General features: G+C 62.9%; 18 protein-coding genes. 6 read left to right on the top strand and 12 right to left on the bottom strand.

All coding sequences use genetic code 11. The features are described from left to right. Nucleotides 1–12 precede the first annotated feature (12 nt). Nucleotides 13–597 carry a bifunctional 2-polyprenyl-6-hydroxyphenol methylase/3-demethylubiquinol 3-O-methyltransferase UbiG gene (locus tag YH3_RS06535; protein ID WP_054188087.1) on the bottom strand — a complete coding sequence of 195 codons (585 nt, stop codon included), beginning with the start codon at nt 595–597 and terminating at the stop codon, nt 13–15. A 143-nt stretch (nt 598–740) separates the two neighbouring features. On the opposite strand from YH3_RS06535, the gene YH3_RS06530 reads away from it, so the two are divergent. From YH3_RS06530 to YH3_RS06520, 3 genes are all read left to right on the top strand, one after another. After that, nucleotides 741–2888 carry an MMPL family transporter gene (locus tag YH3_RS06530; protein ID WP_082920538.1) on the top strand — a complete coding sequence of 716 codons (2148 nt, stop codon included), beginning with the start codon at nt 741–743 and terminating at the stop codon, nt 2886–2888. Nucleotides 2889–2991: 103 nt separating this feature from the next. Continuing rightward, nucleotides 2992–3402, top strand: coding sequence for a DUF302 domain-containing protein (locus tag YH3_RS06525; RefSeq protein ID WP_003945447.1), 411 nt, complete (start codon nt 2992–2994; stop codon nt 3400–3402). 90 nt (nt 3403–3492) lie between these two features. Beyond that, complete coding sequence (locus tag YH3_RS06520) at nt 3493–3762, top strand: metal-sensitive transcriptional regulator (RefSeq protein ID WP_007734349.1); 270 nt, start codon at nt 3493–3495, stop codon at nt 3760–3762. A 59-nt stretch (nt 3763–3821) separates the two neighbouring features. Here the strand turns inward: YH3_RS06520 and YH3_RS06515 are convergent, their stop codons facing one another. Then, nucleotides 3822–4625 carry an alpha/beta fold hydrolase gene (locus tag YH3_RS06515; protein ID WP_003945829.1) on the bottom strand — a complete coding sequence of 268 codons (804 nt, stop codon included), beginning with the start codon at nt 4623–4625 and terminating at the stop codon, nt 3822–3824. Between the two features lie 110 nt (nt 4626–4735). Between YH3_RS06515 and YH3_RS06510 the strand changes: the two genes are divergently transcribed. Beyond that, nucleotides 4736–5671 carry a methionyl-tRNA formyltransferase gene (locus tag YH3_RS06510; protein WP_007734348.1) on the top strand — a complete coding sequence of 312 codons (936 nt, stop codon included), beginning with the start codon at nt 4736–4738 and terminating at the stop codon, nt 5669–5671. Between the two features lie 44 nt (nt 5672–5715). On the opposite strand, the gene YH3_RS06505 is transcribed toward YH3_RS06510, so the two are convergent. Both YH3_RS06505 and YH3_RS06500 read right to left on the bottom strand, forming a co-directional pair. Continuing rightward, entirely contained in the window at nt 5716–7491 is a 1776-nt protein-coding gene (locus tag YH3_RS06505) for an ABC transporter ATP-binding protein (RefSeq protein WP_064443481.1), read from the bottom strand. Nucleotides 7492–7514: 23 nt separating this feature from the next. After that, entirely contained in the window at nt 7515–9269 is a 1755-nt protein-coding gene (locus YH3_RS06500) for an ABC transporter ATP-binding protein (protein WP_082654893.1), read from the bottom strand. Between the two features lie 156 nt (nt 9270–9425). Between YH3_RS06500 and YH3_RS35960 the strand changes: the two genes are divergently transcribed. Further along, entirely contained in the window at nt 9426–9599 is a 174-nt protein-coding gene (locus YH3_RS35960; protein WP_164490548.1) for a hypothetical protein, read from the top strand. Nucleotides 9600–9702: 103 nt separating this feature from the next. Beyond that, entirely contained in the window at nt 9703–11166 is a 1464-nt protein-coding gene (locus tag YH3_RS06495) for a trehalose-6-phosphate synthase (protein WP_085989962.1), read from the top strand. A gap of 88 nt (nt 11167–11254) precedes the next feature. Here the strand turns inward: YH3_RS06495 and YH3_RS06490 are convergent, their stop codons facing one another. The 8 genes from YH3_RS06490 to YH3_RS06455 are packed head-to-tail and all read right to left on the bottom strand — an operon-like array spanning nt 11255 to nt 19800. Beyond that, entirely contained in the window at nt 11255–11803 is a 549-nt protein-coding gene (locus YH3_RS06490; protein ID WP_007734345.1) for a hypothetical protein, read from the bottom strand. Then, entirely contained in the window at nt 11800–12603 is an 804-nt protein-coding gene (locus tag YH3_RS34855) for a hypothetical protein (RefSeq protein WP_082920537.1), read from the bottom strand. The genes YH3_RS06490 and YH3_RS34855 overlap by 4 nt, the downstream gene beginning before the upstream one ends. Next, on the bottom strand, nt 12603–13997 hold the full coding sequence (locus YH3_RS06480; protein ID WP_064443140.1) for an MCE family protein: 1395 nt from the start codon (nt 13995–13997) through the stop codon (nt 12603–12605). The genes YH3_RS34855 and YH3_RS06480 overlap by 1 nt, the downstream gene beginning before the upstream one ends. Then, nucleotides 13994–15241 carry an MCE family protein gene (locus tag YH3_RS06475; protein ID WP_064443139.1) on the bottom strand — a complete coding sequence of 416 codons (1248 nt, stop codon included), beginning with the start codon at nt 15239–15241 and terminating at the stop codon, nt 13994–13996. Before YH3_RS06475 ends, YH3_RS06480 begins: the two co-directional genes overlap by 4 nt. Continuing rightward, the gene (locus YH3_RS06470) at nt 15241–16545 is read right to left on the bottom strand and encodes an MCE family protein (protein WP_082920536.1); all 1305 of its coding nucleotides are present in this window, start codon (nt 16543–16545) and stop codon (nt 15241–15243) included. Before YH3_RS06470 ends, YH3_RS06475 begins: the two co-directional genes overlap by 1 nt. Next, complete coding sequence (locus YH3_RS06465) at nt 16542–17600, bottom strand: MCE family protein (protein WP_064443138.1); 1059 nt, start codon at nt 17598–17600, stop codon at nt 16542–16544. Before YH3_RS06465 ends, YH3_RS06470 begins: the two co-directional genes overlap by 4 nt. Next, a complete protein-coding gene (locus tag YH3_RS06460) occupies nt 17597–18616 on the bottom strand; it encodes an MCE family protein (RefSeq protein WP_007734337.1) in 1020 nt (339 codons plus the stop codon). The genes YH3_RS06465 and YH3_RS06460 overlap by 4 nt, the downstream gene beginning before the upstream one ends. Further along, nucleotides 18616–19800, bottom strand: a complete 1185-nt coding sequence (locus YH3_RS06455; protein ID WP_042449518.1) for an MCE family protein — start codon at nt 19798–19800, stop codon at nt 18616–18618. The genes YH3_RS06460 and YH3_RS06455 overlap by 1 nt, the downstream gene beginning before the upstream one ends. Nucleotides 19801–19806: the final 6 nt, after the last annotated feature.

Genomic DNA, 19806 nt, shown 5'->3' with positions numbered 1-19806 from the left:
CTCCCGCCCTGGTCAGACCTGTTCCCACGGACCGAATTCGAGCAAAACGTCAATTGCTGTCTTACCGTCCTGCGGCCGAACGACATGTTCGAGGGCATAGACCCTCGATCCCTCCGCAGCGCGAGCGAGATCGGAAATACCGGGCAGAATGGTCGGTTCGGGTGGACCGCCCACACCACGATGGAAGTTCTCGATGGAATGCCCCAAATAGAGGACCCGTCCGCCGGGCGTCAGCCACTCCCCGACGCGATTCAAGGTTGCGGCCAGATGGTCGACCTCGAGGTGAAGAAAGCTGACCAACACCAGGTCGACCAGCCCTTCCGGCTGCCACTCGGTCGCGTCGCCGACCTGCCAGTCGACAGCCTTGTCCCCGTCACTCGCCCGTGCCAGATCGATCGCCACCGACGAGTAGTCGACCGCAGTCACCGACCAACCTTGCCCAGCCATCCACCGCGCGTGACGGCCGTCGCCGCAGGCCAGATCGATCGCGGTGCCCGGTCTCAGATCGGAAATTCTTGTTGCGACGGTTCCCGCCGGGTCGACTCCCCATGGCTCCGTCACCGCTCGGTATCGCTCGTCCCAGTCGCGTGCGTCCATGATTGCTCTCCCATATCCGTTTCACCGTTTCAGATCGGACGGTGCCCCCAGCAGCATAGAGAACCCTCGAATGTGACAGATCGATACCCCTGGGGGTATACAGGTGACGGACAGGAATACCCCCACCCGTATCAGGAGTGAAGATGTCAGCGACCAGAACAGTCACCGCGGACCCACCCACCCGAGCCGACGGCATACTTGCGCGTCTCGGTCGATCGATGGCGACTCACACCCGCCTCGTCGTCGGCGTCTGGTTGATCGCGTTGATCGCACTCGGCGCCGCAGCACCCAGCGTCTTCACCTCCCTGGCCGGCGCGGGTTGGCAGGCAAACGGATCCGAATCCGTGCAAGTTCGCGAGTTGGCCGAGCAGCATTTCGGTGGAAATTCCTCCGCCGCAGTACAAGTGGTCGTTCACTCGGATTCTCTACCCATCACGGATCCGTCGATGCAGCAAACCCTGGCCGCGGCAACGGAAATCTTTTCCGCGGACCCTCGCTTCGGCGAAGTGATCGCCCCGCAGCCCGGTATGACCATCAGCCCGGACGGACATACCGGCATCATGGTCGCGGGCGCCAACGCGAGTACCGACGAGATGGTCAGCGCGGTAGACGAACTCGGCAAGAAGCTCACGGGCTTGTCCACCGACACGATCGAGGTGTGCCCGACGGGTGCGTCGGCGTTGTGGAGCGATTTCAACAAGGCCAATCACGAAGCCATGATCAAAGCCGAAATGATGTCGTGGCCCGTCACTCTCGCGATCATGGTGTTGGCCTTCGGCTCCCTGGTTGCCGCGGGTCTACCACTACTGCTGACGCTTGCGGGCCTGGTCGCTTCGGCGGGTGGGCTTGTAATCCTCAACGAGATCACGCCGATTTCCGTGTGGGCCATGAACTTCGCGATGATGTTCGCTCTCGCGCTGGGCATCGACTACGCACTCTTCCTCGTCGCCAGGTTCCGGGATGCATTGCGAGCCGATCCGGATCCAAGGGCCGCCGTGGCTCAAACCATGGACACCGCCGGCAAGGCTGTGGTCCTTTCCGGCCTCACAGTTCTGGTCAGTTTGTCTGCGGTTCTCATCGTTCCAGCCCCGGCCGTACGCACGATGGCTGTCGGAATCATGCTCGCTGTGATCTTCGTTCTCGCCGCAACACTCACCCTGTTGCCTGCCGTGCTCGGCAGGATCGGCGCGAAGGTCAACGGCGGTTCTCTACCGTATGCAAAGCGCCAGCAGCACCGCTCCCCGATGTTCGCAGGTTGGGCATCATTGCTGCACAAGCACCCGTGGCCATTCGGCTTCGGCGCCTTACTCATCCTGATCGCACTCGTTGTTCCGGTCTTCGGACTGAAGGTGGCAATGCCCTCCATCGCCGTGGTTCCCGAGGACGCCCCGGTTCGCCAGGGCTATGAACTGGTGCAGCAGCAATTCGGGGACGGCGCCCCGGGGATGTTGCAGATCGTCACGTCCGCCGACGATGCAGCCGACACCTCACGTCTTACCATGAGCGTTGACGGCGTGGCCATGGTCACCCCAGCGCAACAAGCTGCCGACGGGTCCGATCTTGTTATGCTGCAAGCAGTTCCCACCGTCGACCCGTCAGATCCTGCGATGGAAACCATCCTTGCCGACCTTCGGTCGCAACTGCCGGAATCGGCGCTCGTCGGCGGCGCTCCGGCCGAAAATCTCGACCTTCAGCAGGCACTCGACGACTACCTTCCCATCGTCGTGGTCGTGATTCTGACGCTCGGATTCCTGTTGCTGCTGATCGCCCTCCAGGCGCCTTTGATCGCCTTGATCGGCACGCTGGTCAGCCTGCTGTCCACTGGGGCCGCATTCGGAATCGCGAAGCTGATCTTCCAGGACGGTCACGGAGCAGGCCTACTCGGCTTCACCCCCCAGGGTTTCCTCAACGGGTGGGGTCCGGTCTTCTTCTTCGCCATGATCTTTGCGATCGCGATGGACTACACCGTATTCCTGCTTTCGAGTGCCAAGGAGCACTACGAACGCACAGGCGACCCCGCGATCGCACACATCGACGGCCTCGCGCATTCGGGTCGGGTCATTGCGGCGGCAGCAGCGGTGATGGTTGCGGTCTTCTTCACTTTTGCGCTCGCAGATCCCTTGCCACCCAAGGAAATGGGCATCATTCTCGGCGTAGCTGTCCTCCTGGACGCAGTGCTCGTCCGCTTGGTGCTGCTGCCCGTTCTCCTACGCCTCACCGGCCGGGCAGCCTGGTGGGCGCCGGCATGGCTGCGTCGCGTCCTGCCGAACATCAGCTTCTCGCATGGCTGATCGTGTACCCGACATCACTGTCCTACTGATACCCCCAGGGGTATGATGGGGACAAGAGAAATCAAAGCCGGCGACAGTGACAGCCCACGACGAGGAGTGCGCAATGACAACACCCACAGAACCGATAGCGATCGCAACCAAGGTCACCGGAACCTTCGACGACGTCGTCACCCGCACGCGTGGCGCTCTCGCCGAGCAGGGCTTCGGCATCCTGACCGAGATCGACATGCAGGCAACACTCAAGGCGAAGCTGGACGAGGACATGGAAAAGTACCTGATCCTGGGTGCCTGTAACCCGCCGTTGGCCCATCGGGCAGTTTCGGTGGATCGTCAGATCGGCCTCCTGCTGCCGTGCAACGTCGTCGTCCGCGAAGATACGACTACCGAGAATTCGTTCTTCGTCGAAGCGATGAACCCTGCTCTCATGGTTCAGGTTTCCGGCGAACCCGGCCTCGAGTCCGTGGCAGCCGACGCAGCCGTCAAGTTGCGCGCGGCCGTCGACTCGCTGATCTGACACCGCAGTCGGATCAAACACTGAATCAAGCAGTGACATGCCCCCAGGGGTACCCTTGACCGCAGCACGAACACTCGAGAAGGGGCCACCATGACCGGCGACGAAGAGAGCATTGCGCTCGTATTGAACAGACTGCGTCGTGCCCACGGCCAACTTGCCGGGGTCATCTCGATGATCGAGAACGGCCGCGACTGCAAGGACGTCGTCACGCAACTCGCCGCCGTGTCCAAGGCGCTGGACCGAGCAGGGTTCAAGATCGTCGCTTCCGGGCTGCGTGAATGCCTGAGCGGTGACAGCGCGGAAGGTCAGGAACCGATGACCGAGGCCGAACTCGAGAAGCTGTTCCTGGCACTGGCCTGAAACATGAGAAGGGCCTGACCTGCAGTTAGCAGGTCAGGCCCTTTCTCGCGTGCGGAAAACTACTTCGCCAGGAAGTCGATCAGCACCTTGTTCACGGCCTCCGGACGCTCGAGGTAGCCGTAGTGCCCGGCGTCGGGAATCTCTTCGTACGACGCCGTCGCGATGCAGTCCGCCACCTCGCGGGAGAGGTAGGGCGGGATCATGCGGTCGTCGGCGAAAGCGACGGACAGGCACGGGCGCATGATCGACTTGTACGCACCCCGTCGATCGAAGGCGCGGTCCATACCGAGCTGTGCGCGAACACCCGGTGACGTTGCGCCGCCGGTGAACTCGAAGATATCCATCCAGTCGCGCGCCGAGTGATCGTCTGCCAGCGTGGCCGGCGAAAGGTTCATCACCGCGGTCACTGCGGCACGGTACTTGGCCGGCAGAGCGACGCCACTGTCGAACAACTGGCGCTCGCCCTCGGTCAGGACCTGCTGGAAATGATCCATCCGGGCGTGACCGGCGAGGAACACTGCTTTGCGAACCAGATCGGGCCTGGCGAGCGTCAGTTCCTGCGCCACCCGGGCGCCCATCGAGGTTCCGATGACATGGGCCGGACCGCCACCGAGGTGCTCGATCAGTCCGGCGGTGTCCGCGACCATGTCGGGCATCGTGATGCCGCCGAGGCTCTCGCCGGACGGTGCGATTCCGCGGTTGTCGAAGGTGCAGACTCGGTAGCCTGCGGCCACTAGTGCCGGGGTCTGGTGCAGATCCCAGACGCGGCCGGGGCTGCCGGTCCCCATGATGAGCACCACCAGATCTCCATCACCCTTGACCTGGTAATTGATGGGGATTCCGTTGATTGTGGCGACCGTCATGTCAGCCTTCCTCCTCGTACGTGTGATCAACAATTTTGGTTGGATAGCCTAAGCTGATGGGCGGTCGTGTGACCGCAACCCCAGCCCATGCTCGTCCAGGAGGACCCCCGTTGAGAGTCGCTACGCTCGGATACCAAACCTGGGGCCACCGTACCCTGCAGGCCTTGATCGACTCCGATCACGAGGTCGTGCTGGCAATCACACACCCGAAGAGCGAACACGTCTACGAACAGATGTGGGCGGACTCGGTTGCAGATCTGGCGGCCGAGAACGGTGTACCCGTTCACGTGGCGAACAAGCCTGACGACGCCTTCAAGGCCGCGCTGGCGGAAGCGGCTCCCGACATCATCGTCGCCAACAACTGGCGCACCTGGCTGCCGGCGGAGGTCTTCGACGCACCCAAGTACGGCACCCTCAACATCCACGATTCGCTGCTGCCCAAGTACACGGGCTTCTCCCCGCTCATCTGGGCTCTGATCAACGGCGAAGAAGAAGTCGGCCTTACGGCGCACCTGATGGACGAGGAACTCGATGCGGGCGACATCGTGCTGCAGCGATCGACGACGGTCGGCCCGACCGACACCGTCACCGATCTGTTCCACCGCACGATCGACATGATCGGCCCCATCACACTCGACGCCCTGGATCTGATCGCGTCCGGCCGTACCGACTGGACGCCGCAGGACCGATCGCAGGCCACGTTCTTCCACAAGCGTGCACCGCAGGACAGCCACGTCGACTGGTCCTGGCCCGCCGAGGTCATCGAACGTTTCGTCCGGGCACAGTCCGATCCGTACCCCAACGCTTTCGCCGAGTTCAAGGGCCAGCGCATCCGCATCCTGAAGGCGTCCGTCTCACGCGGGCACTACGGCGGAACCCCCGGCCGAGTGTTCATCCAGGAAGACGACGGCATGGTGATCGTCGCGGGCCCCGACGCGTGGTCGGGCAAGAACAAGGGACTGCGGATCGAGCGCGTCCGACTCGACGACGGCAGCGAGTACACCGCCGCCGAGTTCTTCCCCCACGGCGGCGGGTACCTCACCTGATCGCCGGATCAGACCCCCTCAGTACAAAACCCAGTACAAACCCCTCAGTCGCGACCTTCCCAGGCCGCCCACAGTTGTGCGTAACGCCCGCCCGCGGACACCAGTTCGCGGTGCGGGCCTTCTTCTACGATCTGACCGTGTTCGAGCACGATCACTCGGTCGGCGCCCGCGGCCTGGGTAAGCCGGTGTGCGACAACCAGAGTGGTGCGGCCCTCCGTAGCGGCGTCGGCAGTCGCTTCCAGTTCCCGCGCTCCGGCGCTGCCCGCCTCCGCTGTTGCCTCGTCCAGTACGGCGACGGCGGGATCGGCCAACACCAGTCTCGCCAAAGCCAACTGCTGCGCCTGCGCCGCTGTCATCTCGTGCCCGCCTTCGCCGACTACGGTCAGCATTCCCTCGTCGAGAGCCTCCACCCACTCGTACGCACCGACCGTCCGCAGTGCCGCGGCAACGTCCTCGTCCGAGGATTCGGGAGCGGCCAACCTCAGATCCTCGATCAGGGGCCCGGCAAAAACATGAACCTCCTGGCTCACGATCGCGATGTGGCGTCGTAGGTCATCGAGGTCGGCAAGCGGGACACCGCCGATCGACACCCGGCCCGACGTCGGAGTGATCGAACCGGCAGCGATCGCCGCGAGCGTCGTCTTTCCGGCTCCGGTCGAACCGACGAGCGCCACGCGCTCCCCCGCTCGCAGTGTGAGGCTCACTCCGTGGAGAACCTCATGACCACCGTCGTAGCTGTGCCGAACGTCGTCCAGACGCAGCGAACCGTCAGCCGGAACGGAACCCGCATCCGTCGAAGGCTCGGTTTCCTCGATCTCGACGACGCCGACCAGTCGCGCGAGGCTGGCGCCGGCCGACTGCACTTCGTCGAAGGTGTAGAGCAGCGAGCCGATCGGGTTGAACAGGCGGTGGAACAGCAGGGCAGCAGTCGTCGTCTGGCCGACTGTCACGACGTCCTCACGGACCAGCAGGAATCCGACGACGAGAATCATGGACAGGCCCACGAATTCGGCGCGGTTACCTCGACCGGCGAACCTCGTGAACAGGCCGAACACTCCGACTGCCAGATCGCGCGCTTTTGCCGACGCCGCATCGATCTGCCCGAGGTGTTCCTTCTCGAGGCTGTACGCGCGGACCGTCTTCGCACCCTGGAGACTGCTGATCAGCGCTTGTGAACGAGCGCCCATCGCTACCCGCTCGGCTGCGTAAACAGGAGCCGAGCGTGGCAGGTACCACTTGAGCGCCAGCGCGTACATCGGCAGCGCGACCATTCCGGCCAGACCGAGTCGCCAGTCGAGTCCGAGCATGGTCACCATGCTCAAAGCCACGAGCAGAACCGCCGCGATCATGCCGGGAACCACGTCGGACACGGCCTTGGCGATCACCGACACGTCGTCGCCGACACGCGAGAGCAGATCGCCCTTGCCGACCTTCTCGACGGTCTGGATCGGCAGTCGCAGTGCCCGGTCCACGGCCCGCTCTCGCAGATCCGCCAGGATCGTCTCACCGAGCCGCTTGATCAGATAGGCAGCCACACCGGTGAACACACCGCCCACGATTGCGGCAGCGGCGATGATCACGACCACCCCGACGATCGTCGACGTGGGCGCGTTGTCCCGGACCCGGTCGACCAGGACGCCGAAGACGTAAATCGGCACCAAGGCCATCGCCGACGCCGAAGCCGCGACGATCAGGACCAGCAGGCTCTGCATCCGGTGTTCGGTCAGCGCCGCCCGCAACCACTTCCAGGTCTGGCGACCACTCGCGATCGGCAACAACTCGCGCTCTGTCACCTTCTCTGCGTTCTCCCCGGCCGGCATTTCGGTTGTCGTGTCCGTGGCCGTCACCGCAGCACCGCTCCTCGGTAGTTCGCGTCGCCGCGAGAGAGTTCGGAATGTGTGCCCGTCGAGGCGATCACTCCGTCGTTCAACACGATCACCCGATCCGTCACGGCCAGCAAGGCGGGGCTGCTGGTGATCAATACCGTCGTGTGGATGCCACTGGCACCCTCGTGCCGCAGTTCTGCGATTCCTTCGGCGATCGATGCCTCGGTAACCGCGTCCACCGCCGTCGTCGGATCGTGCAGGACCATCACGGGTGCCTGTGCCACCAAGGCGCGCGCGAGGGCGACGCGTTGCCGCTGGCCTCCCGACAAACTGGCGCCCCGATCGGTCACTTCGAGGTCGAGACCGTCCGGATGTGCGTCGACGACATCCGCCGCTGCCGACGCCACGAGAGCACTCTGGATGTCGAGAGCAGCGGCATCACCGGCGCCCGCGGTGACGTTCGACGCAAGCGACCCGGAAAACAGATCGGTGATGTGCGGCTCCACCAACACCGTCCGACGTGCCAATCGCAAGTCCATGTCGGACAGGCTGATTCCGCCAACCCTCACCACTCCGCGATACGCGTCCTGCGCCAGCTGACCGGACAGGACCGCGACAAGAGCGTCGGCGTCCTGCGGCTGGTAAGCCACGACGCCCAGCAGTTCTCCCGCAGGCAGGTGCAAGTCGATGCCCTTGAGCGACTTGTACTCGACTCCGTCGAGGGTCAGGTCGGTGCCTTCGAGTTCGGTCTGCGAACCCGCGCCCCGCAGTGGCTCCGCGTCCAAGACCAATGCCAGTCGATCCGACGACGCCCGCGCCACCGCGAAGTATCCAGGGATGGACGCAAGCAATCCGAGCGGTTCGATGATGAACTGCGCAAGCCCCACCACGGTGATCAGTTCACCGACCGTGATCCGGCCCTGCAAAGCGAAGTATCCGGCGAAGCCCGCAACACCGACTGCGAGCAACGCACTGACGGTCGCGGCAACGCCGGTGTAGATACCGGTCGCCTTGGCCGTGCCGATCGTCGACGCGAGCGCCTGACGGCTGACTGTGCGATAGCGAGCCGACGCGGTCTTCTCACCACCGATACCGCGCAGTGGACGCAATCCGCTGACCAGATCCGTAGCCATCGCCGACGCCCGAGCGATCGACGCCTGCTGACCGGTGGCCCTCGACGTGATGAGAGGCGCCGCCAACTGCAGCAGACCGAGAATGACCGGCGTTCCGATCAGAACGGCCAGCCCCAGCCAGAGGTCGATCCACACCAACGCCACCGCCGACGCCACCGCAGCTGTCAGGGCCGCAGCGGCGCGCGGGACGATGTCCGCGATCCACGAAGTCTGCTCGGCATCGGATGTCGAGACTGTCAGCAATTCACCCGAACGCAGATCGGTGCGCACCCCACGCGGATCGAGGACGCGGTGCGCCACCTCGAGCCGGAGGCGATGAGCCTCCTGCTGCATCGCGGTGACGATGAAGCGTGCGCCGAAGCGCCAGGCGGCCGTCAGAACGAGAAAGAGAGCCGCGAGACCGACGATGGAGACGATCAGGGCCGTGGTGTCCGAAGTCTCCACCGCACGGTCGATGATCACACCGATGGAGATCGGCACCGCCGTCTCGGTCAGTTGGTGCAGACAGACCAGAACCGTGCCGATGGCGAGCGGGCCACGGTTACGGACGAGGACGCGTCGCAAAATCGCAGCACCGCTGTGATTGCCACTATCCGGCTCGTCCGAGTCGACGGTCACACTCGAGGGGGTCGAACTCATGGAACTCCAAGCATCGATGGAAGCGATAAAGTTGAGTACAGAGATAAGTAAGTCGACCCTAATACATGAGCAACTAGCGTCGACACGCCCAGTTCTCATAGAGTCGCGAGTAAGAACCATTGCTTGCGCCGTGCAGGCAAGCACGAGAGGAACATGATGGCTGAGAACACGACCGTCGAAACCGAGATCGCGGACGAGGACCTCGAGCCCGTAGCGGACGAAACTGCTCGTCAGGCACAGCGCGTCGTCGCTGCCTACGCGGAAGATGCCGACGAGTGCAGGATGCTGCTCTCGATGCTCGGTATCTCCCCCGCCGCCAAGCTCGACTGAATCTTTCCCTCACCGACCGAGAAGGAACCACGTGCCTGTCAGTCCGGATTCGACCAGTTCAACCCTTTCTGACAGCGCACCTGCTTCTTCGACCGGTGAAGCCGTGTCCGGGCAGGCTGAGTTCGTTGTCGTAGCGAACCGCCTGCCCGTCGACTTGGAACGGCTTCCCGACGGCACCACCCGCTGGAAGCGAAGCCCCGGCGGACTGGTCACCGCTCTCGAGCCGATCCTGCGCAGCAATCAGGGCGCGTGGGTGGGCTGGGCGGGGGTGGCGGACGCCGAGCTCGACCCCATCGTCGAAGACGGACTCGAGCTCTACCCCGTGCCGCTGAGCGCCGAGGAGATCAACGAGTACTACGAGGGATTCTCCAACGCCACCCTCTGGCCGCTCTATCACGACGTCATCGTCAAACCCGAGTACCACCGCGAATGGTGGAACGCCTACGTCGAGGTGAACCGGCGATTCGCCGAAGCCACCTCCAAGGCAGCGGCACAGGGCGCGACAGTCTGGATCCAGGACTACCAGCTGCAGTTGGTACCGAAGATGCTGCGGATGCTGCGCCCCGACCTGACCATCGGCTTCTTCCTGCACATTCCGTTTCCCCCGGTCGAGCTGTTCATGCAGATGCCGTGGCGCACCGAGATCGTCGAAGGCCTCCTCGGCGCCGACCTCATCGGCTTCCACCTTCCGGGTGGCGCACAGAACTTCCTGTACCTGGCCAGACGCCTTGCCGGGCAACAGACTTCACGTGGAACCGTCGGCGTCCGCTCCAAACTCGGTGTGGTGCAAGTAGGTTTCCGTAGCGTCCGCGTCGGCGCCTTCCCTATCTCCATCGACTCCGGCAAGCTCGACGAGCTCTCGCGCACCAAGGCAATTCGAGACCGCGCCAAGCAGATTCGCAAAGAACTCGGAAACCCCAAGCACATCATGCTGGGCGTCGACCGCCTCGACTACACCAAAGGCATCGACGTCAGGCTCGCTGCGCTCCACGAACTTCTCATGGAGAAGCGCATCGACCCCGCCGACACCGTCATGGTGCAGTTGGCGACCCCGAGCCGCGAACGCGTCGAAAGCTACGTACAGATGCGCGGAGACATCGAGCAGAAGGTCTCCCGAATCAACGGCGAGTTCAGCGAAGTCGGCCGCCCCGTCGTCCATTACATCCATCGGCCGATCCCACGCGACGAACTGGTCGCGTTCTTCGTCGCCGCCGATCTCATGCTCGTCACGCCGCTGCGTGACGGCATGAACCTCGTCGCCAAGGAGTACGTCGCCTGCCGAAGCGATCTGGGTGGTGCATTGCTGCTCAGCGAATTCACCGGTGCCGCAGCAGAACTCCGCCAGGCATTTCTGTGCAATCCCCACGACCTCGACGACGTCAAGGATTCGATGGAGAAGGCCCTCAATCAACCGCGCGAGGACGGCCGGCGCCACATGCGTGCGCTACGTCGTCAGGTCCTGACGCACGACGTCGACCGCTGGGCGCGCTCGTTCCTCGACGCGCTCGCACACGGCGGTGCCGCAGGCCCGGCGCTGATCGCCCCGGCCGAAGCCCAAGACCACTGAGGACAGTGCACAAAGGCTGAGGCCGCGGAGAGTGAATCTCCGCGGCCCCAGCCTCTTTCGTACCCGACTCCAGCCTTCGTGTGTTTGATCAGAAGGGTTGGACGTTGTTCACGAGCCAACGCCCGTCCTGCTTCTCCAGACTCATCTTCACGCGACTGCCACTGGCAACGGCTTCGGGCGATTCCGAAGACGTCGTGATCTGATTGAGGAACAGCATCGTCGTCGCGCTGTCCGCCTCCGCGTCGAGAACCGCGGCGCCCTGGACGACTACCTGAACGGTCAGCGACTTTTCCTTGGCTCCCGGAATGATCACCGATTCGATCAGGTTGGTGAACGTGCCCTGGAAATCGCCCGTCAAACCGTCTGTGGCCGCGTGCAACTGCTGATCGACGTTGTTGTAGTCGTACTGGAACATCGCAACCGCCTGATCGGAAGAGGCCTGTGCCACTTCGTCTCTGGTCTGATCGATCGCTGCGGTGTCACGCGTTCCGTCCGGACCGAAGTAGAGATACGCCGACACTGCCGCCAACGCGATGGCCACTGCACTGATGACGCACAGGATGATGGCGAGCGGTGAGGCGCGCTTCGGCTTCGGCGAAACTTGCTTGGACGTCTCGGGGTTCACTTCTGGGGTCATGGCACAAACTCCACATTCGAGGCAAGCAACTGCCCGTCGACGTCGCACATGGTGATTCGGAGTCGGTAGTTGCGTTCGGCGGGCGCTTCGTCGCCGTTCTTCTGCATCGCGCGCACCGCGACCAATGAAGTCCCGCAATTGCCGTCGGATTTCTCGAACCCGGCCTCGAGCACCTCGCCGTCGGTTTGAACTCCGGCCTGCCCGAGGACGTTGACAAACGAATCCTTGCGTCCGTCGAACTGCGACTTGAACTCGTCGGTGGTGCCGGCGAGGAACTTGTCGAGGTCGGCAGCCGCTGTATCCGCGTGCAGTGTCGTCAGATTCAGTGCGGTGGTCCGGGCACCGGCCACGTAGCGGGCTCGGTCCTCGTCGGCATTGGACGCCTTGTTCCGGTCGACGAGAAGAAACACCGTCAGGGCCGCAAGAGCAACAGCGATCACCGAAGCAATGGCGATCCCGACTACCAACCCGGCCTTGGGCTTCGAACGAACAGGGGTGTCCACAGCAGTTTCTGCGGGGGTTTCGGCGGTACCGGTCGGCTCAGCCTCGGTCGTGACCTGATCACCGCTGACGACCTTCTCAGGTGGAGTATCGGGCTTGCCCAAAGCAACTGGCGCCGCCGCCTTCTGCTCAGCCACCTTCTGCTCAGCCGCCTTCTGCTCGGCTGGCTTCTGTTCGGCCGACTTCTTTTCGGTGGGCACTACTACCGCGGCAGCGTCTGCATCCGCACCCGTGGGTCCGGCGCTGCGGGACGCGCGACGGCGCACCCGCTGCCCGGCCTGTGGATCTTCGTCTGTCATCAACCCTGCTGACCCTTCATGAACTGTTCGAGACTGACGTCGCCGCCACCGAGGTTCGGTTGCGAGTACGTCCTTCCGTCCGGCCCGATGTACGTGCCTGTAATCGGATCGTACCGACGAGCCGAGACCGAAGGCGTCGACGTGTACGAGCTCGGGGTCGCGGTAATCGGTTCCGGAGGCCCGGATTGCGGGTTCGTGCCCATCGGTACGTAGCCGGAACGGCACTGTTCGACCGTCGGCGCACGACGTCCCGGATACTCCTCGCAGGGAAGGTTTCTCGCGCCGCGCACGGCGATCGGCGAATCCTGGGCAACCTGACAGAAGAGATCCGACGGCGTCTCGATCGGTGATTCGTCCTTCGGACTGCGCCACTGCTCTGCGGGCAGGAATCCTGTAGTGCACGGCGGCGGGTCGTTGACCTCCATGTGGAAGTCCACCAGTGCACCATCCGCAGCCGGGCCGGAGCCTGCCACCGTGACCAGCGCTGCGGCCAGCGGCGGGTAGATGACCAGAATCTGCTCGATCGCGTTGTTGTAGATCACGCCGACCTGTCCGACGGACACGAGGTTCGCCAGAAGAATCGGCAATGTCGGCTGCATGTCTTGCAGAAGAGCATTCGCCTCCGCCGCTGCCGCCGGCCCCTTCTGGATGACGGCACGCAGATCAGGGTCGCTGGCTCGGAGCTGATCGGTGAACGTCACCAGATTGCCTGTCCAGGAACGGATGGCATCGCTGCTGACCACCTGAGTGTCCAGGAGTGGACCGGCCTGCTCGATCAGGGTCTTGGTCGCGTCTGAGTTGTTGTTCGCCTCCTCGACGAACAGCCGAGCCGAGTCGATCAGCTTCTGCAGATCCGGGCCGGCACCGTTGAACGCCTTGAAGGATTCGTCGATGACGGTCTTGAGCTTGGTGTCGGAAATGCTCTGCAGCAACAGATCTGCCTGATCGAGCATCGCGCCGACATCCTGGGGAATGCTGGTTCGGTCTTCGGGAATCACCGATCCGTTTTCCAGATGCCCGTCGACCACGATCGCTCCGGAGCTGTCGGTGTGCGGAATCAGATCGACGAACTGCTCGCCGATCGCCGACACACTCTTGACCGCAGCGTCGACGTCCGAGGGCACCTTGACGCCGCTCTCGAGGGACAGACGCGCATTCACGCCCGTTTCCGACAACTCCACCGCGTTCACGACGCCGATGGTCTGACCGCGGTAGGTGACGTTCGAGTTCTTGTACAGCCCACCGGTGGCGGGCAATTCGACGGTGACGTCGTATCGGCCGATACCGACCATAGCGGGAACACGCACGTACTGAGTGGCCATCACGATCAAACCGACGACCGTCAAGACGGCGAAGATGATGAGCTGGATGCGGACGAACTTTGTGAGCATCATGGTGCCGGTGCCCCCTGAGGAAGTCCTGGAATGTTGATCGGCGGAAGTCCCGGAATCTGAATGGTATTCGGATCCGCTGCCGGAGCCTGTCCTGCGGGAGCCTGTCCGGCAGGGGCCTGTGCGGGCGGTGCGGCAGGCTTGAGCGGATCGCTCAACGGGTTGCCTGTCTGTCCGGCCAGCCCAGCCTGCTTACCCAACACGCCTTCTGGTCCGGAGAGTGTTCCGGCCAACGGAGTTCCGGTGAGGAAGTTCGCGTCCAGTCGGGGCAGCGAGATGTCGATGGTCATGGCCAGGTTGGCGTAGTCACCGCGAATGACGTTGTCGATTCCGTTCTGTGGGAACGGGAACGTCAAGAGGACTCCGAGAACCTGCGTGAGAGCGTTGCCCGAATCCGCCAACGCTTTCAGAGTCGGCGACAACGCGCGAACGTTGGTCGCGAAATCGTCACCGCTCTCCTGGATAACGCGACTGGACACCTCGCTGAGACCACCGAGGGAGGTCAAGGCGTTGGTGATGTCCTGACGCTGAGCGACAAGAACCTCGAGTGCCGGCGGAATACCTTCGAGCGCTTTGTTCAGGGTGTCGTGCTGGGCCTGGACCGTCGAGGACAGTCGATCGAGTCCCTCCATCGCCGAAACGATGTCGCCCCGTTGCTTGTCCAGACTGCCGACCAGCTGATCGAGCTGAGGCAGGAGGTCGCGAACCGAATCTTCACGCCCACCGAGAGCGGCGTTGAGTTCCTTCGTGATGTCCTGAACCTGAGCGAGACCGCCGCCGTTGAGAACAACCGACAGCGACGACAGCGTCTGTTCCGTCGTCGGGTAAGCGCCCGCCCGCTCGATCGGAATCAGGTCACCGGCTTCGAGTCGGCCCTCGGGCTCCTCCCCTACCGGCGGCGCCAACTCGATGTGCTGAGAGCCGAGCAAGCTGGTCTGACCGATTTTTGCCGTCGCGTTGGCCGGCAACTGAACCTCGGGATTCAGCGACACCGTCACCAGAGCGTGCCAGCCTTGAACCTCGATGTTCGAAACGCTTCCCACTGCCACGTCATCCACCCGGACGGGCGAATTCTGCGACAGTGTAGTCACGTTCGGCATCTCGATCTGAACCTCGTATGCGCCTTCGCCCCGGCCTTGAGTGCCTGGCATCGGCACCGAGTTGAGACCGTTCCATTCACAACCGCTGGCGCCGAGTGCCACTGCCGTGGCCAACACGGCAACCGTGGTCTTGCGAGCTACCCGCATCAGTTCCCTCCGCCCATGTTGAAGAGTTCGGCGAGATCCTTGGGAACACTCGTCATGGGAGCACCCGACATCGGTCCTGCGACGGTTTCCGGCTGATTCTGACTTGCCGCTTCCAATCCCGGTTCGGTGTAGACGATCTGATCCGGGAAAGCCTGCACGCCCGCGACCGGGTTGAACAGGAATCCGGGGTAGTTGCCGATCATCGTGCTGAGCACCGGCCCGAGGTACTGCTTACACAGGTCGGCACTGTTCTGGGAGTTACCACTCTCGATACCTTCGATGGAACCACAGATCCACTGGATCGGATTCTTGAAGTTACTCAGTGCAATTGCGCCGGTCATACTGCCCTGAGCCGGCTTGTAGATCTGATAGAAGTTGGCAAGCGACGTCGGTCCGGAGTGCAGAACCTGCTCGATCTCCGGGCGCTTGTCAGTCAGTACCTGAGTGGCATCGGCGAGACGCGCAACCGATTCGCTCAGTCCCTCGCTGTTGTCCTTGACGAACCGCTGGACGTCGCCGACGGCCAGGTCGAGATCACTGAGGGCGGTACCCAACTCGTCGGAGCTGCTTGCGAGAACGCTTGTCACCGAAGCGAGGTGACCGCTGAACTGCACGATCTGCTCGTTACTCGAGGACAACGCAGTGACAAATGCCTGCAGGTTCCGAATGGTGGAGAACAAATCGGTCCGGCCTTCGGACAGCGTGTGCATCGTGGCCGAGAGTTCGCGCAGCGTCGACCGAATCGACTCACCGTTACCGTCGAGGTTCGTTCCCACGGTGTCGATGAATCGACCGAGGGAACCCTGATCGTCCAGACCCTCCGGTCCGAGTGCGTCCGACAGTTTGGTCAGTTCGGTCTTGATCTCGTCCCACTCCACCGGAACGGCGGTGCGCTCGATCGGGATCTCGCCGCCGTTGGGCATCTGTTCCCCGCCGGAGTACACGGGGGTCAATTGCACGAAGCGTGCGGACACGAGGCTTTGAGCAACGATGAGCGCCTTGGCATCTGCCGGAACGTCGACGCTCGAATCGATCTTCATCTCGACGTAGGTGTCCCGATCACGCGGTTCGATCTTGGTCACCTTGCCGACGTTGACACCGAGCACTCGCACGACATCGCCCTCGTAGAGACCGGTGGTCGAGACGAAGTGCGCGGAGATCTTGGTCTTGCCCAGGCCAGGGATGAAGAGGTAGGCCGCACCCGCCATGAGCAGCGCGACCAGCACACCCGCTCCGATCAGCACCCACTTCTTGCGTGGGTTGGTGGAGCCCTGTGGATCCTGTGAAGTCATGGTCTCGGTCATTCTCCCGGCCCCCTGATCGTCGGTGGAATGCCGGGGAAGAAGTCTTCCAGGTCGCCCGGAACCTGCTCGGGCGCGACGCTGGTGTCCACCAGGGTCTTCCACCAGTTGCTCGGCAGAATGTTGATGATGAAGGCGTCGAAGAACGGGCCGCTGGCCACGGTCTCACCGAGCGCGGTGATGTACGGTCCGAGTCCGTCGAGCGCTCCCGCGATGTTGTCCTTGTTCTGCTGGAGAACCTCGGCGACCGAATTCAGCTTCTCGAGGGTCGGCCCCATCTGGGCCTCGTTCTCCTGCACCAGCGCTGACAGTTGACGTGAGACTGCGCCGGTGTTGACGATCAGTTCGCTGATCGCGTCACGCCGCAAGCTCAGTTCGGCAAACAACTTGTTGCCGTCGACCAGCAACGAATCGATCTGACCGCTTCTGTCGGAAAGGATCTTGGTGACATCTTCGGCCCGCGAGAGCAATTGGAGCAGGCTCTCGTCGCGTGAGTTGATGCTCTGCGAAAGCCGCGTCATTCCGTCCAATGCGGTGCGAAGTTCTGGCGGAGTATCGGCCAGGGTGTCCGAGATCGCGTTGAGCGAATCGTTGATCTGTTCCGTGTCGAGTTCGGACACCGTTGTCCCGAGGTCACCCAGAGCGTCGTTGAGCGAGTACGGGGAGTTGGTGCGCTCGATAGGAATCGGCGTGTCCGTCCGCAGCAGTCCGGATCCTTCCGGCCGCACCGCTAAAGACTTTCGGCCGAGAACCGTGTTGGTCTTGATATCGGCCGCTGTCTGCTCGCCCAGGGCGACGCCGTCCTGAACGGTGAAGGTGACCAGTACCTTCTGGTCGTCGAGTTCGACGTCGCTGACCTTGCCGACATTCACGCCGGCCATGGTCACGTCGTCGCCGGTGACCAGGCCGCCGGCATCTTGGAAGTACGCCGAGTAGCGAATGCCACCGTTGATGAACTGGAGTTGATCGTATTGAAGCGCGGCACCGACGGTTGCCACCGCCAGGACGAGACCGATGACACCGATCTGTACCGGATTACGTTCACGGGTCGGGGTCATGAGACTTTTGCGCACCTTCCCGTGTCCTGAACTGCCGTGGGCAAGATGATCGTCGTCCCGTCGGGTCCGGAGAACTTGAAAGTGTTGGCGCACAGATAGAACTGGAAGAATGCTCCGTACGTGCCCACTCGGATCAGCTTCCGGTAGTCGGACGGCAGACGATCGAGAGCGGTATTGATGTCGTCCTTGCCCAGGTCCAGCTGCGTCATCGTTCGGTTGGTCTCCCCGATCAGCGTCTGGATGTCCGGACGTGTCGCCTGCAGCAACGACGCGAGATCTCCCGTGGCACCGGCGATCTCGGTGATCGAATTACCGATCGGGCCACTGTCCTTCGCCAATCCACTGACCAACTGCTGGAGCTGATCGATCGTGGTGGAGAACTGATCGCCCTTGTCGTTGATGGTGCCGAGTACGTCGTTGAGATTGGTGATGACGTCCCCGATCAGCTGGTCTCGGTCCGCCAACGTGCTGGTGAACGAACTGGTGTTTCCCAGCAACGAAACCAGCGTTCCGCCCTGGCCCTGGAGTACCTGCAGCAGGGCCCCGGAGAGGTCGTTGACCTGCTGCGGGTCGAGCGAACGAAGCAGCGGCTTGAATCCGCCGAGCAGCAGATCCAGATCGAGAGCGGGCGACGTCTGATCGACCGGAATGGATCCTCCCGACGGAAGCGTCTCGGTGGAACCGGCGCCCTCGAGCAGTTCCATGTAGCGATCGCCCACCAGGTTCTCGTAGCGCACAGTCGCTTTGGTGCTCTTCATCAGCGAGTACTTGGTGTCGACGTCGAACTCGACCTCGGCCTGGTTGGAGTCACCGATGGACACTCCGGTGACCGACCCGACCGGAACACCGGCGATGCGGACCTTGTCGCCGGACTTGAGTCCCGAGACGTCCGAGAAGGTGGCGTGAAATCCGTTGCTGCTGCTGAAGCGCACCTGACTGAAGACGATCGCCAGTCCGGCGAAGATGACCGCCATGACGACGGTGAAAATCAGCAGCTTGACCGTGGTCGGTCTCATCACTTCCCGTCTTCCTGCTCGTAGGAGTCACCGAAGAGATACTGGAAAATGGTCGGCACGGTAACGCGCAGTTCGGTGTTGGGAACGAAGGGCACGTTGCCGGTGTTGGTGACTGCGAACGGTGCATGCCCGTCGACCTTCGGATCGAATTCGGGCAGACCATAACAATTGGGTCCGCCGGAGGCCGCGACCTTGGGGAGAGATTGCGGATTCTGGTACGCCTCGGCGCCGTACATGAAGCTCGCACTCAGCATCAGCGCCGCTTTGTCCCCGGTGCCTGCCAGTGGCTCGAACTTGATCCGGCCGTCGTTCAACCCGACGATGAAGCACGTCAGACCCGACGAGTACTTGTCGAGCAGGGTCGTCGTCGCGGTCAGAGTGTCGAGGGCGGTGGTCAGGTTCTGCTCGTTGTCGGTCAACAACGCGTTGCCGGTGTCCGCGAGGCCGGTGACGTTGAGCAACAGCAAGTCGAGGTTTGCCTGCTCGGCCACGATCGATCCGCTTGTCGCGGTGGCATTGTCGAGAATGCGCATCAGATCCGGTGCCACGTCGGCGTACAGATTGGTGACATCGGCGGCGCCGACCAAGTCTTCCTGGAGCTGCGGCAGAACCGGATTCATCTTCTTCAGATAGGTGTCACCGAGCTCGAGAACCTCACCCAGCGACTCGCCGCGCCCGTTGAGTGCGGTGGAGATCGCGCCGAGTGTGGCGTTGAGCTTTTCCGGTTCGATCTTCGCGAGTACGTCCGAAAGATGTTCGAAGACACTGTTGAACTCGACGGTGACGCTGTCCGAAGCGATGACAGCACCCTCCTGGATCGGCTGGGTCGACGGATCGTCGGGGATCACGATGTTGACGTACTTCGCACCGAACACCGTGGTGGTCTTGATCTCCACCCGGGCATTCGACGGAATCTTCGACATCTGGCCCGGGTCCATCGCCAACTTCAGGTTTGCCTGGTCCCCGTCGAGGGAGATCGATTCGACGCGGCCGACCTGCACTCCGCGCAACTTCACCTTGGCATTGGGTTCCATGACGAGGCCGGCACGCGTGGACGTCACGGTGATGGGCGTGCTCTTGGTGAACCCACCCGAGAACATGGTGAGAGCAACGGCGACGATCGCCACGAGTCCGAGGACCAGGCCGGCTGCGGCCAACTTCTTGTGCCATCTGGGTACGGTCATCGCTTG

It is taken from the genome of Rhodococcus sp. YH3-3 (genome assembly GCF_001653035.1).
Taxonomy (GTDB): Bacteria; Actinomycetota; Actinomycetes; order Mycobacteriales; family Mycobacteriaceae; genus Rhodococcus_F; species Rhodococcus_F qingshengii.
This window is presented reverse-complemented; position numbering and strand designations above follow the sequence as displayed.

Coding starts and splice junctions, on each gene's coding strand:
- YH3_RS06500 (WP_082654893.1), bottom strand. CDS start 9,269: ATGAGTTCGACCCCCTCGAGTGTGACCGTCGACTCGGACGAGCCGGAT.
- YH3_RS06460 (WP_007734337.1), bottom strand. CDS start 18,616: ATGAGACCGACCACGGTCAAGCTGCTGATTTTCACCGTCGTCATGGCG.
- YH3_RS06535 (WP_054188087.1), bottom strand. CDS start 597: ATGGACGCACGCGACTGGGACGAGCGATACCGAGCGGTGACGGAGCCA.
- YH3_RS06530 (WP_082920538.1), top strand. CDS start 741: ATGTCAGCGACCAGAACAGTCACCGCGGACCCACCCACCCGAGCCGAC.
- YH3_RS06475 (WP_064443139.1), bottom strand. CDS start 15,241: ATGCGGGTAGCTCGCAAGACCACGGTTGCCGTGTTGGCCACGGCAGTG.
- YH3_RS06455 (WP_042449518.1), bottom strand. CDS start 19,800: ATGACCGTACCCAGATGGCACAAGAAGTTGGCCGCAGCCGGCCTGGTC.
- YH3_RS06490 (WP_007734345.1), bottom strand. CDS start 11,803: ATGACCCCAGAAGTGAACCCCGAGACGTCCAAGCAAGTTTCGCCGAAG.
- YH3_RS06515 (WP_003945829.1), bottom strand. CDS start 4,625: ATGACGGTCGCCACAATCAACGGAATCCCCATCAATTACCAGGTCAAG.
- YH3_RS06505 (WP_064443481.1), bottom strand. CDS start 7,491: ATGCCGGCCGGGGAGAACGCAGAGAAGGTGACAGAGCGCGAGTTGTTG.
- YH3_RS06465 (WP_064443138.1), bottom strand. CDS start 17,600: ATGACCCCGACCCGTGAACGTAATCCGGTACAGATCGGTGTCATCGGT.
- YH3_RS06520 (WP_007734349.1), top strand. CDS start 3,493: ATGACCGGCGACGAAGAGAGCATTGCGCTCGTATTGAACAGACTGCGT.
- YH3_RS34855 (WP_082920537.1), bottom strand. CDS start 12,603: ATGACAGACGAAGATCCACAGGCCGGGCAGCGGGTGCGCCGTCGCGCG.
- YH3_RS06470 (WP_082920536.1), bottom strand. CDS start 16,545: ATGACCGAGACCATGACTTCACAGGATCCACAGGGCTCCACCAACCCA.
- YH3_RS06480 (WP_064443140.1), bottom strand. CDS start 13,997: ATGATGCTCACAAAGTTCGTCCGCATCCAGCTCATCATCTTCGCCGTC.
- YH3_RS06525 (WP_003945447.1), top strand. CDS start 2,992: ATGACAACACCCACAGAACCGATAGCGATCGCAACCAAGGTCACCGGA.
- YH3_RS35960 (WP_164490548.1), top strand. CDS start 9,426: ATGGCTGAGAACACGACCGTCGAAACCGAGATCGCGGACGAGGACCTC.